General features: G+C 69.2%; 12 protein-coding genes. 6 read left to right on the forward strand and 6 right to left on the reverse strand.

The window, feature by feature from the left end; all coding sequences use genetic code 11:
• Window positions 1–147: 147 nt before the first annotated feature.
• Window positions 148–540 (reverse strand): hypothetical protein, encoded by a 393-nt coding sequence (locus HXX10_RS00590; protein ID WP_296519396.1) that lies wholly within the window; start codon window positions 538–540, stop codon window positions 148–150.
• 102 nt (window positions 541–642) lie between these two features.
• On the opposite strand from HXX10_RS00590, the gene HXX10_RS00595 reads away from it, so the two are divergent.
• On the forward strand, window positions 643–909 hold the full coding sequence (locus HXX10_RS00595) for a PepSY domain-containing protein (RefSeq protein ID WP_296519397.1): 267 nt from the start codon (window positions 643–645) through the stop codon (window positions 907–909).
• Entirely contained in the window at window positions 906–3,686 is a 2,781-nt protein-coding gene (locus tag HXX10_RS00600; protein WP_296519398.1) for an ATP-binding protein, read from the forward strand. The genes HXX10_RS00595 and HXX10_RS00600 overlap by 4 nt, the downstream gene beginning before the upstream one ends.
• A 35-nt stretch (window positions 3,687–3,721) precedes the next feature.
• On the opposite strand, the gene HXX10_RS00605 is transcribed toward HXX10_RS00600, so the two are convergent.
• The gene (locus tag HXX10_RS00605) at window positions 3,722–4,840 is read right to left on the reverse strand and encodes an ATP-dependent RecD-like DNA helicase (protein ID WP_296519399.1); all 1,119 of its coding nucleotides are present in this window, start codon (window positions 4,838–4,840) and stop codon (window positions 3,722–3,724) included.
• A gap of 276 nt (window positions 4,841–5,116) precedes the next feature.
• Here HXX10_RS00605 and HXX10_RS00610 point away from each other — a divergent pair, with 276 nt between their 5' ends.
• Window positions 5,117–6,895: a diguanylate cyclase gene (locus HXX10_RS00610; RefSeq protein WP_296519400.1), complete on the forward strand. Its 1,779-nt coding sequence runs from the start codon at window positions 5,117–5,119 to the stop codon at window positions 6,893–6,895.
• 82 nt (window positions 6,896–6,977) lie between these two features.
• Here the strand turns inward: HXX10_RS00610 and HXX10_RS00615 are convergent, their stop codons facing one another.
• Both HXX10_RS00615 and HXX10_RS00620 read right to left on the reverse strand, forming a co-directional pair.
• On the reverse strand, window positions 6,978–7,445 hold the full coding sequence (locus HXX10_RS00615; RefSeq protein ID WP_296519401.1) for a DUF1203 domain-containing protein: 468 nt from the start codon (window positions 7,443–7,445) through the stop codon (window positions 6,978–6,980).
• A gap of 150 nt (window positions 7,446–7,595) precedes the next feature.
• Window positions 7,596–8,342 carry a hypothetical protein gene (locus HXX10_RS00620; protein ID WP_296519402.1) on the reverse strand — a complete coding sequence of 249 codons (747 nt, stop codon included), beginning with the start codon at window positions 8,340–8,342 and terminating at the stop codon, window positions 7,596–7,598.
• Window positions 8,343–8,589: 247 nt separating this feature from the next.
• Between HXX10_RS00620 and HXX10_RS00625 the strand changes: the two genes are divergently transcribed.
• The gene (locus HXX10_RS00625; protein WP_296519403.1) at window positions 8,590–9,255 is read left to right on the forward strand and encodes a hypothetical protein; all 666 of its coding nucleotides are present in this window, start codon (window positions 8,590–8,592) and stop codon (window positions 9,253–9,255) included.
• A gap of 118 nt (window positions 9,256–9,373) precedes the next feature.
• Complete coding sequence (locus HXX10_RS00630; RefSeq protein WP_296519404.1) at window positions 9,374–9,769, forward strand: VOC family protein; 396 nt, start codon at window positions 9,374–9,376, stop codon at window positions 9,767–9,769.
• Window positions 9,770–9,782: 13 nt separating this feature from the next.
• Here HXX10_RS00630 and HXX10_RS00635 read toward each other — a convergent pair whose 3' ends face one another.
• Window positions 9,783–10,334, reverse strand: a complete 552-nt coding sequence (locus HXX10_RS00635; RefSeq protein ID WP_296519405.1) for a hypothetical protein — start codon at window positions 10,332–10,334, stop codon at window positions 9,783–9,785.
• 280 nt (window positions 10,335–10,614) lie between these two features.
• Here HXX10_RS00635 and HXX10_RS00640 point away from each other — a divergent pair, with 280 nt between their 5' ends.
• Entirely contained in the window at window positions 10,615–11,610 is a 996-nt protein-coding gene (locus HXX10_RS00640; RefSeq protein WP_296519406.1) for an NAD(P)/FAD-dependent oxidoreductase, read from the forward strand.
• Here HXX10_RS00640 and HXX10_RS00645 read toward each other — a convergent pair whose 3' ends face one another.
• Window positions 11,611–12,147 carry a carboxymuconolactone decarboxylase family protein gene (locus HXX10_RS00645; protein WP_296519407.1) on the reverse strand — a complete coding sequence of 179 codons (537 nt, stop codon included), beginning with the start codon at window positions 12,145–12,147 and terminating at the stop codon, window positions 11,611–11,613.
• Window positions 12,148–12,234: the final 87 nt, after the last annotated feature.

Genomic DNA, 12,234 nt, shown 5'->3' on the forward strand with positions numbered 1-12,234 from the left:
TTGCGATGACAGGTCGGGGGTTCGGCTCGCCGGCAATCAGCCCCGTGCGGCTGACGTCACCAGCCGAATTGAGCACGCCCAATTTGTCGTTAGTTTGGCGGAGCGCCTGCGACCTGCCGCTAACGCGTTGGAACAGATGAACAATCGTTAATAGCAGAGCGGCGCCACGCGCCAGCGCCAGCCGTATTCGGTCCAGATCCGCTGGCGCTGCATGAAGCAGCCCGGCGCGACCGGCACGGCCGGCCCATAGAGGTTGCTCCACGGCAGCGGCGCGCCGGGTCCTGCGTAGGGGCCATAGGCGTAGTAGCCGTTGTTGGCGACGGTGCCGCCGATGATCGGGCCGGCGACCTCGCCAGCGTAACCGGCATAGCCGCGCGGCGCGATGTCGGCCGCATCGGCCCCGCCGGGCCATGTCGTTCCGAAGAGCGCGACGACACTGACGAGCAGGAGAGCCCGGATCGTCCGGCGCCACGATGACGGTCTAGTCCGTGCGGTCGTGCGCCGTGCGATCGCGCTCGTCGTGGGCCGGCTCCAGGTCATCGGCTGGTCCTTTCGGGTCTCCGACCGACGTAAAGATCATTTAATCGGCGATCGGTAGAATTGCATCAAAACGAATGCTCTCTCGCTCCATGCGGACCCACGATGATCCATCCCGCCAGCCTCGTCATCCTGATTCTGCTGGTCGGATCCGCCGACGCCGGCCCTGTTTGCACGACCGTGCCCGCCGACACGTGGCTGCCGCTGCAGGCGATGCGCGAGCGCATCGAGACGGACGGCTACAGGATCGTCGTGTTCAAGACGACGCCGGGACACTGCTATGAGATTTACGGGCGCGACAAGCACGGTCGGCGGGTCGAGATCTATTTCGACCCGGTGTCCGGCGCCCCGGTGAAGGCGAACGTCCGGTGAGCCGCGACCCCGATACAGTTCCGGCCGTAGCCGCACGAGCGAACTTTCGCGAGATCGCGCCCTACGCGATCGCGATCGGCTTGTTCCTTGCCGCGATCGTCGGCTCCGCCGGCTTTTACGCCCACGAGCTCGCCCACGGCAAATCCTCGGTCGTGTCCGTGGCGACCGACGTCAAGCGACACGATTTGGTGCGCGAGCTCGATCGCTATCTTGCGCACATCCTCGCTGGCGTGACGGCCGTGACGATCGGCTTCGAGGAGGAGGAGCGCTCCGCCATGGTGGCGGGCGCGGTCGTGGACGTGCGTCGCATGCTCGCCCTCGACTCGCCGCTCGACCGGCTGATCGGGGTCACCGGCGACGTCGTTTCCGCGCGCGACCACCTCGCCTTGTGGAACGCGGTGGTCGAGATCGGCGAAAGCCTCGATCACTTCGCCGCCTGGGAACAGATCGGTGCGACCGAAGAGGAGCGCTCGTTCCATATTCTGCGTACCTACGACAATGTACGGACAGCGCGCCGCGTGCTCGGCCACATCGACGACGTGCTCGACGACCGCATCAGGGCGACCCTCGAATCCTCCGCCGAGCTGTTCGGTGCGGCGGTGCCGACGCTGTGGACCATCGGGCTGGCGGGAGCGCTGATCGGCGCGGCGGTCGCACTTTTCGTGCTGGCCTCGATCCGCCGGCTGCAGCACACGCGGCACGCCCTCGAATCGAGCGAGGCCGAGCTGTCGGAGCAGAATCGGCTGTTCAAGGACGCGCTCGAGAGCATGAACCAGGGGCTCTCGATGTTCGATGCCGAGCGGCGACTGATCGTCTGCAACCAGCGTTTCGTCGATCTCTACGGCCTGCACGCATTGGCGCCGCGACGCGGAACGCGCTTCGACGAGATCGTCAGGGCGCGGCGCGATCTGGGGCTGGTGGTCGGTCCGGGCAGCCGTCTCGATCGCGAGCCGACTGCCGATACACAGTGGCTCGAGACCCTGGCGGACGGGCGCGTCATCGGAATCAACCCGCGACTGAACGCCACCGGCGGATGGGTCTGCACGCATACGGACATGACCGACCTCAAGCGCGCCGAGGAGCAGCGCGCCCGCGCCGAGGCCGAATCCGTCCGCGCCCGCGAGCACGAGCGCGCCGCCGAGGTGGCGAGCAAGGCCAAGTCCGCCTTCTTCGCCGTGATGAGCCACGAGATCCGCACGCCGCTCAACGGCCTGCTCGGGCTTGCCGCGACCCTGCTGGAGACGACCCTCGACACCGACCAGCGCAAGACCCTCGAGGCGATCAACCAGTCGGGCGAGTGCCTGCTCGCGATCCTCAACGACATCCTCGATCTGTCGAAGCTCGAGGCCGGGCGCGTGCAGTTCGAATGCGTCGCCTTCTCGCCGCGCGAGCTCGCCGACGACGTGGTCGGGGTGCTCGGACCGCAGGCGCGCGCCAAGGGCGTCGCGCTGTTCCTGTCGGTCGCCGGCGACGTTCCACCCCTGATGCTCGGCGATCCCGGCCGGATCCGCCAGGTGCTGCTCAATCTCGCCGGCAATGCCATGAAGTTCACGCCGACCGGCGGCGAGATCGAGGTCGTGGTCGGCTGCGCGGGCCGCGCCGCCGGCGGGGCGACGCTCGAATGGGCGGTGCACGACAGCGGCATCGGCATCGCGCCGGAACGCATCGGCACGCTGTTCTCCGACTACGTGCAGGCCGACAGCTCGATCAACCGCCGCTTCGGCGGCACCGGCCTCGGCCTTGCGATCTGCAAGCGGCTGGTCGAGCAGATGGGCGGCGACGTGGCGGTCCGCTCCGTGCTCGACGAGGGGTCGACCTTCACGGTGCGGCTGCCGCTCGCGGTCACCGACGTGCCCCGCGACCGCGGCGCCGGTCCGGTGTCGCACGCCGCCTTCACGGCGGTGCTCGGCCGGCTCGCCCGCCCGTTGCGGGTGCTGCTGGTGGAGGACAACGGCACCAATCAGATGGTCGTGACCCGGATGTTGAAGTCGTTCGACATCACCATCCGGATCGCCGAGGACGGCTTCCAGGCGGTCGCGGCCGTGTCGGAGTTCGCCTGCGACCTGATCCTGATGGACGTGCGCATGCCCGGCATGGACGGCCTGGAGGCGACGCGCCACATCCGCGCCCGCGGCGGACGCTGGGCCAGCATGCCGATCATCGCGCTGACGGCCAACGCGTTCCCGGACGATGTCCAGGCCTGCCGCGAGGCCGGCATGACCGGGTTCATCGCCAAGCCGGTGCGCAAGACCGTACTGATCGAGTCGCTCGCCCAGGCCGTGCAGGCGGTTGCCTATATGGGACTCGGGGTCGACGACAGCGATACGGCGGAGCCACCGCGGCCGGTCTCGCAGCGCGCGCCTCGGCCGGCCGAGTTCGGCCGCCACGGGCGGGCCAAAGAGGCAGGCGCGCACGCCGGTTCCAGCCTGCCGGTGCTCGACCTCGCGGCGACCGAGATCCTGCGCGACGAGATCGGCGACGACGGCTTCGCCGCGGCGCTCGACTGTTTCCTCGACGACGCCCGCCGCCGCCTCGCCGTGCTGCGCGACCTGGCCGCCGGGGCCGATCGCAAGACGCTCGGTATCGAGGCCCACACGCTCAAGGGCTCCGCTGGTGCGCTCGGCTTCCGCCGGCTCGCCGAGCTGGCGCTGGCGCTTGAGAAAGAGGCCGACGCGATCACGGCGGCGCGCGCGGCCGACCTCACGGCCCGGCTCGACGACGCCTTCACCGAGGCGCGCAGCGCCGCCGAGCGGCTGCGCGACACCCATGCGGCGTGACCGGCGCCGGCGTCCGTCGGACGACATCCGGCGGGTCACACCACCACGGTGAGGCGCTTCGCCGCGCGGGTGATGCCGGTGTAGAGCCAGCGCTCGCGCGTCTCCTGGAACGCGAAGCTCTCGTCGAACAGCACGACGTCGTCCCACTGCGAGCCCTGCGCCTTGTGCACGGTCAGCACGTAGCCGAAGTCGAACTCGTCGTAGACCTTGCGCTGCGCCCAGTCGAACTCCTCGATGTTGCCGAGGAAGCATTCGGCCCGGACCGTCACCTTCAGGAGCTTGCTGCGGATCGAGACGTCCTCGTCGGGCGCGATCCGCAGGGTGACGAGCTTTTTCGAACGGCCGATGGCGCGCTCCTTCACGGTCCACAGGCCGCCGTTGAACAGGCCCTTCTTGCGGTTGTTGCGCAGGCAGACCAGCTTGTCGCCGGCGAGCGGCAGCGCTTCGGTGAACCCGCGTCGCTCGCGCAGCCGGCCGTTGTAGGCGCGCCGCGTCGCATTGCGGCCGACCAGCACCTGGTCGGCGTCGAGCACGCGGGCCGGATCGAGGTCGCTGCGGCGCACCACCTGGCTGATGCCGTAGTCGCCGGGCGCCAGCCGGCCGCCCTCGCGGACCTGCATCGAGAGCCGCACGATCGGATCGTCCTGCGCCTGGCGGTGCACCTCGGTCAGCATGGCGTCCGGCTCGTGCTCGGTGAAGAAGCCGCCGCCCTGGATGGGCGGGAGCTGGGCCGGATCGCCCAGGACCAGGATCGGCACGCCGAACGACATCAGGTCGCGGCCGAGCTCGGCATCGACCATCGAGCACTCGTCGATGACGATCAGCTTGGCCTTGGAGGCGGGCGCGTCGTCCCACAGCGTGAAGCTCGGCTGCTCGCTCTCGGTGTCCTGCGGCCGGTAGATCAGGCTGTGGATGGTCGAGGCATTGCGGCAGCCCTTGGAGCGCATCACCTGGGCGGCCTTGCCCGTGAAGGCGGCGAACTTCACCTCGCCCTCGACCCCCTCGGCGAGATGGCGGGCGAGCGTCGTCTTGCCGGTGCCGGCATAGCCGAACAGGCGGAAGACGGGCGGCGTGCCGCGCGAGCCGGGGCGGGCGTCGAGCCAGCGGGCGACCGCGGCGAGCGCCTTGTCCTGGTGCGGCGTGAAGACGGGCATGCGGCGAATCGACTCGTTGTTGCGGGCATCGCGGACGACGCCATCGGCGGCACGGCCGGCTCGACGCCGGCCCGATCCGGACCCGATCGGGGCGTCTGGTTGACGATCCGTCGACGCGGAGCCGTCGCGGACTGCTCGAACTTTTAGCACGATAGTCGGAGAGCGTTAATCACTCGGTGGGGTGTTTCCGGTAGAGACGAAGGTCCGGACCCCCGAGCCGCCGACGACCTGCCGGGGATTCGGGAATGGGACAGGCCGGCCTGGGAAGACGAATCGATGCAGAGCGACGTTTCGGCGCTGCTGCGCGCGCTTCGCGAGCGCGTGACGGCGAGCCTCAAGACGCGGCTTCTCCTGCTCACGCTCGCGGTTTTCGTCGCCGTCTCGCTACCGGCCTATGTGGCGTTCGAGTGGATCGTGCGCACCACGGTCGTCAAGCTCGGCACGCTGTTCGCCGAGAAGCAGGTGCTGTTCGACCGCTATCGCGGCCTCGAGGCGCTGATGCGCGAGGTCTCGCTCGCCGAGACGCTGACGCGCTCGCCCGCCGTCATCGAATGGGCCACCGACGAAGCCGCCCCCGACAAGGCGGCGCGCGGCCTCGCCGAGCTCGAGCGCTATCGCCAGTCGTTCCAGGACCACAGCTACTTCTTCGTCGTCCACGCCTCCGGCAACTACTACTTCAACGACCGCGACGGCTCCTACGCGGGCGACCAGCGCCGCTACACCGTCAAGCCGGAAAACCCGCGCGATGGCTGGTACTACACCACGATCGCCGACGGACCGGGCTGCCGCCTCAATGTCGACCACGACGACAACCTCGCCGTCACCAAGGTGTGGATCAACTGCGTGATCGCCGAGGGCGGACGCGTGCTCGGCGCGATCGGCACGGGCGTGGATCTGACCGCCTTCATCCGCGAGGTGGTGGACATCCCGCAGGTCGGCGTGCAGAGCATGTTCGTCGATCGCGCCGGCGCCATCCAGGCGCATCGCGACGCCAGGATGGTGGACTTCCACAGCCTGACCAAGGACACCAAGGCGAAGAAGACCATCTACGCCCTGGTCGATCGCGATACCGACAGGGCGACGCTCGCGGCCATGATGGCGCGGCTCGGCGAGGGCCGGAATGCGGTGGAGTCGAGCTTCATCCGCATCGGCGGCAAGGACTATCTGGTGGGGGTCGGCTATCTCGACCGGGTCGGCTGGTTCAACGTGACGCTCATGGACGTGGACGCCATCATCGATCGTGCCATGTTTGCTCCGATCGCGGCGCTGCTCGCGTTGATCGCGGCGGCCGCCGTCGCACTGATGATGGTGTTCTTCCGCCGCGTCGTGCTCGATCGCCTGGCGCGGCTGGAGGGAGCGATCCGCCGCATGGAGGTGGGCGATTTCGCCGCCGAGGTCGATCGCGGCCGCGACGAGATCGGCCGGCTGTCGCGGGCGTTCGCCCGCATGGCGGCGGCGGTCGGGGACCACACCGGGCTGCTCGAGGAGATGGTGGCGGAACGCACCGATCAGCTCCGCCGGCTCGCTCAGGTGGATCCGCTCACCGGCATCTACAATCGGCGCGGCGTGCTGGTCGCGCTCGAGCCGATGCGCGCCGCAGCCGAGCGGGACGGCGTTGCGCTCGACCTGCTGCTGATCGACTTCGACCTGTTCAAGACCATCAACGACGCGCACGGCCATCACGGCGGCGACCGCGTGCTCTCCGAGGCGGCGTGCCGCCTGCGGGCGGCGCTGCGTCCCGGCGATGTCTACGGGCGTTGGGGCGGCGACGAGTTCATCGTGGTGGCGCGGCCGCGGCCCGAGACCACGATCAGGGCGCTCGCCGAGACGCTGCTCGCCGCCATCGGCGGCACGCCCGTGACGCTCGACGGCGGCGTCGCGGTGCGGGTGTCGATCAGCATCGGCGCCTGCCGGCTCACGGAGGGCGACACGATCGACGCTGCGCTCGGTCGCGCCGATGCGGCGCTCTACGAGGCGAAGCGCTCCGGACGCGACACCGCCGTCGTCCACGACCCGCTCCGCCACGGCAACGGTAACATCCTTCTCAGCGCGTGAGATCGGCGGTGCCGCGACGCTGCTGCAGCTTCTTCAAGAGCACGATGTGCTCGGTCGACCTGAAGCGGATCGCGGTTAGCCGTCACGCTCTCTCGACCCTTGCCGCATAGCAGCCCGGCGCGGCGAAGTGGATGTGCAGATAAGCGGCTTGCGGAACGGCGAACAGCCGCTCGATCGCGTCCTCGACAGCCCGGCCGTCCTCGAGCTCGCACCCGACCATCATGCCGGCTTCGTCGAACGCGCGGACCGCGAGTGTTCGGCATCGGAGCTGCTCGGGGACGATGTCGACCTCGTCGAAGGTTGTTTCGCCCTCCCGGACATAGATCGCGAAGCGCATTCGGTAGGGCGACGCAACCGCGTGATGCTCGTGATTGACGAGGATCAGCTCGTCCCCAGGCTTCGAATCCGTGAGGCTCACCCGGCACGGATAACCGGGCTCGCGCGCATCGGCGATGCGCCGCACGGCGCCGTGCGCGGCGAGCGCCGCATCCGAGAGCGCGAACAACGGGGCGAACGGTTCGGCCGGCAGGCCACGGATCCGGAAACTCATGTGGGGCTCCTCTTCTGCCGGTGCGAAGATGGAGCGCGGCGGAGGACGACACCACCCGATTTCCGAACGGCGACGGGCCGGCCCGACGCCGTTCGGCCGCGGGTTTCCTTTCGGCGGATGTGGAACCGTGAGGAGATCGCAGGCCGCGGCTCACGCCGGCTCGCGCGCGCTCTCGCCGCGGCGTCGCTCGCTGCGGCCGCGCGCCTCGTCGGCGCATTTCTCGACATGGACGTCGCGGTTGATCACCTGCAGGTTGGGCAGGCCCCAGAACCCCAGCAGGTCGGGCCAGGGCGTGTCACGATGGTCGCGCCAGACCTCGAACAGCGGCACGCGGTGATCGACCTCGGCTGTCCGCCACAGCCGTTTTCCGCGGGCGGCGCAGCGGCGCTGCTGAAGCTTTCTCAGGAGAGCGACATGCTCGGTCGGCGCCACCCAGAACTGCCAGGCGACCACGCAGGCGGCGTGCCATTCGGCGTTGCGGTTGGGTCCGCGATCCCACAGGTCGACATGCCAGCCGAAGCGGAAGACCGGCTGACCGCAGACGCAGCAGCGGCCGCCGCCGGGCGCGAAGGCCGGCTCGCGATAGGGCGCAGGCGGGGTGCGAAAGCTCGCCGGCAGGCCGCGTGCGCGGTCGGGCCGCTTGGTGCCGGTCTCGGCGATGCGCCACGTCCAGCCGACCGGCGTGCCGCTCTTTGCGGCGAGCGCGCGCGAGAGGCGGTCGGCGCGCAAGGGATGCGCCCGCCAGAAGCCGTCGATCGCTATGCGGGGCAGCGGCGGGATCAGGGGCCGCGCCAGCGCGCGGTCGAGCACGGGCGCAGGAAAAATCTCCGGCAGCGCCTTGCGCAGCCGCGCCAGCGACCGCTGGTTTCGTTCATCGCGCCATGCCGACGCCGTCATGCGGTGGTCGAGCCCCGTGTCCAGACACCCGAATCGTAGACCGCGAACGTAAACGATTCGGCCGCATGTCGGCGCCCGCCCGACTGGGGTGATTCTGGTCGGCAGCATTTTCCGGCCGGGCAACTCCTGACCAGTCTCGTCGTGCCATGCCGTGCAGGATAGGCCTGCGCCATAAGGACTTCGGCGATACAGGGACCGGCACCGGACTTGCAGATTGCGACCCCGGATCGTGAGTGGAGTTGGGGTCATGACCATATCTGCCGTCTCGGCGTCGCCGACGCCGAATGCCTCCGGGTCCCGCGCCGGCCGCACGGCCGACAGCAGCTTCGCCGCCGCGCTCGCCGCGGCCGAAGATGCGTCGTCGGCGACGGCGTCCGGTTCGACCACGGAAACGACTGCGACGCCCTCCACTGCGGCATCGCCGGCGATCGTGATGTCGCGCCGCGACGGCACCGTCGCCTATGCGATCGATCCCGCCTCGGTACGGCGCTTCGCCCCGCCGACCCGCGAGGGCGTGGAGACCATGACGGCCGACCTGGCCGAGGAGCTCGACACGGCCTTCGCCTCCGCGGGGCTCGCAAGCGAGCCGCCCGTCAGTTTCACGGTGGATGACACCGGTATCCATGCGGCGGGCGAGCGCGACGATCTCGCGGCGATCGACGCGCTGGTCGCCTCCGACGCGCACCTGCGGCAGTCCATCCGCATATCGCACGCCATCACGGCCCAGGCCTATGCGCTCGAGCACACCAGCCCCGAAGACTCCTATCGCGAGGTCAGCGACCCGCAGGTGGCCGTCGAGCGATTCGTCCGGATGATGGAGGCGCAGAAGGCCACCACGATGACCTTCGTTTATGGCGGCAGCGGCGTGTCGGTGACGGCGAACGGCACCGCCTGGCCGCCGTCTGGAACGTGAACGGCGCGGCCATGACAACGCGCGGGCACGCATCGAGGCCCGTCCAGTGAACCGTTTCCCACCTCGCCGGGACATGTTCTAAGGTGGCGCCGCCCGTAACCCATCCCGGAGCTTCCGCATGTCCGCCTTCGTGTTCGACCACGTTCATCTGCGCACCAGCGATCCCGAGGCGATGGCGCAGTGGTTCGAGCGCATGCTCGGCGCCGAGATTCTCCGCAGTGTCGAGCAGGGCAAGCCGCGCATCGACCTGAAGCTCGGCGGCGCCAAGATCTTCATCGCGCCGGTCGGGTCGACTGATGGCGTCCATCCGTCGCCGGCGCTGCCGTGCCGCGGGCTCGATCATTTCGGTCTGGTGGTCCAGGGCATCGATGCGGTCGCGGCCGAGCTGAAGCAGAAGGGCGTCGTGTTCACCAAGGAGCCGCACGCGCCGCGGCCCGGCATCCGCATCTGCTTCATCCGCGGCCCCGAGAGCATCTCGATCGAGCTTCTGGACCGCAATCCCGCCTACGGGTGAGCGCAGCGATCCGTCAGGTCGCAGGCCTGGCCGGCGCGCCGGCCGGCAGCGGGCAGGCCTCCAACACCGGGGCGAAGGCCGCCTTCGCGCCGACGATGCGGAACTCGGCGACGGTGCGGCCGGCGAACAGCGACTCGGTCCGCACCAGCAGCATGCTGCCGGCCGATACATCCTCGATGAACCTCGCCACCACGGCGGTGTCGTCGATCGCGATGGTCTTGCGATCTTCCAGGAAGGTGGCGTCGACCTCGCTGCCCGGCCGGTTGTCGACCCGGTACGCGAAGGTCGAGTTGCGGTCGGCGCCGACCCGCAGGTCGAACGAGAAGCGGACGATCGGCTTGTCCTCGAAACACATCACCTGGACGAGTGCCGGCCGGATCGCTGTCGTCTTGTTGTTCGACAGCATCGTGGTCACGAAGGCGGTCGGGGCGGGCTTGCCGGTGATGCGGTCGATCCGGTGCTCGATCCGCCAGCTTCCCGAGGTCTCGTCGGGCTTGGCCAGCACATAGGAGCGGTCCTGCACGAAGCAGCCGCCCAGCAGCAAGCCGAGAAGGCTGGCGCACAAGCCGGGCGTTCGCGCAGGAACTCGGGCTGGTCTGCGGCTCGCGCGAAAAGCCAGTTCGCTGATCCGCATACCCGTCCCCCGAACGCAACGCCGCACCACAACCGGAATGCTGGCATATTCCCGTAATGCGAGCAATCGGGTTGTACGCGTGCCGCGGGATGCCCCCTGGGCCTGAAGCCTGCGCGTCACCGATGGGGCGAGCCGGGCCGTGCGGACCCTGGCCCGGCGGTGCCGCCGGCGGCTTGCGCCGGGTCCGTGGTCCGTCGTATCGCTGCCGGCGATGCGCGAGGTCGAGACCATCATCGTCGGCGGCGGACCGGCCGGCAGCACCTGTGCCCGGCGCCTGGTGCAGCACGGGCGCGGCGTGCTCGTCCTCGACAAGGCACGCTTTCCCCGCCTCAAGCTGTGCGCCGGTTGGATCACCGAGAAGGTCTTGCGCGATCTCGAGATCGGGCCCGGCGACTATCCGTATCCGATGCTGCGGCTCGACATCCGAACCCATGTGCGCGGGTTGCCGTTCGCGCTTCGCTGGTTTCCGACGCCGGGCGAAAACTTTTCCATTCGCCGGGTCGAGTTCGACGCCTGGCTGCTGGCGCGCTCCGGCGTCGAGGTGGTGCAGCACGAGGTGCGCAGCATTCGCCGCGACGGCGAGCGCTTCGTCATTGACGACGCCTTCGCGTGCCGCTGGCTGATCGGTGCCGGCGGCACCATGTGCCCGGTGCGGCGGGGTCTGTTCGCGGAGCCGCGCCAAAAATCGCGCCAGATCGTCACGCTGGAGAAGGAGTTTTCCTATCCGGCGCGCGACGACGCCTGCCGGCTGTTCTTCCGCCGCGGCCTTGTCGGCTATGCCTGGGTGGTGCCGAAAGGCGACGGCCACGTGAACATCGGCCTCGGTGCCAAGGCGAAGTATCTGCGGAAAACCGGCACCAACATCCACGACCATTTTCGCGCGTTTCTGGACGACCTCGTTCGCGACGGCCGGCTCGATGCGGCGACCGCCGCGGGCCTGCACGAGACCGGGCATCCGTACTATCTGTTCACCCGCGACGGCGAGGTGAAGAGCGATCGCTGCCTGCTGATCGGCGATTCGGCCGGGCTCGCCACCATGGATCTGGGCGAAGGGATCGGCCCCGCCGTCGAGAGCGGCCTGATGGCGGCGAACGAGATATTGGGGATCGGCACCTACGACAAAAGCCAGGTGACGCTGTTCTCGCTGTCCGGCGTCGTCCAGCGGTTGATGCGGGCTGCCAACCGGCGCCACCTGCCGGCGGCGTGATCAGGTGTGCGGCGGCAGGCCGATCCCGAAACCCTGATTGATCGCCGCGAACATCTGATAGAAGCCGGACAGCACGACGATCTCGACCAGGCCCTCGCGCCCGAACTCTTTTACGGCCGCCGCCTGCAGCGTGTCGGGCACCTCCTGCCAGGTCAGTGTCTTGGCCAGGATCGCGCTCAACAGCCGGTAGGGATCGGGCAGCGCGTCCGTGCCGCCCGAGCCGACCGCGTCGATCACGCCGTCCGGCAGCCCGGCGGCACGCGCGTGCTGAACGTGGTCCTGCCATTCGAAGGCGGCGCCGGTCGAGCGCGCCACCGACAGCACGATAAACTGATAGGCGGTGCGCGGCAGCACGCCGTCGAACTTCAGGAAGAAGCCGAGGTCCTCGATGCGGCGCGCCAGCTCCGGATGATTGAGCAGCGCCAGATACGGGCCGCCGAAGCCCTCGCCATGCGCCGTGCGCTTCGCCGCGATCTGATCGTAGAGGGCCTTTGCCGCCGGCGGCAGCGCGGCCGGATCCATGGTCAGGATGGTCATGGGGGCTCCCTCAGCTCTCCGTCATTCCGGGGCGCTGCGGAGCAGCGAACCTGGAATCCAGCGGCAAACCCCGACTGCGTGGCAGGA

Source organism: Rhodoplanes sp., from assembly GCF_013377085.1.
Classification (GTDB): Bacteria; Pseudomonadota; Alphaproteobacteria; order Rhizobiales; family Xanthobacteraceae; genus Rhodoplanes.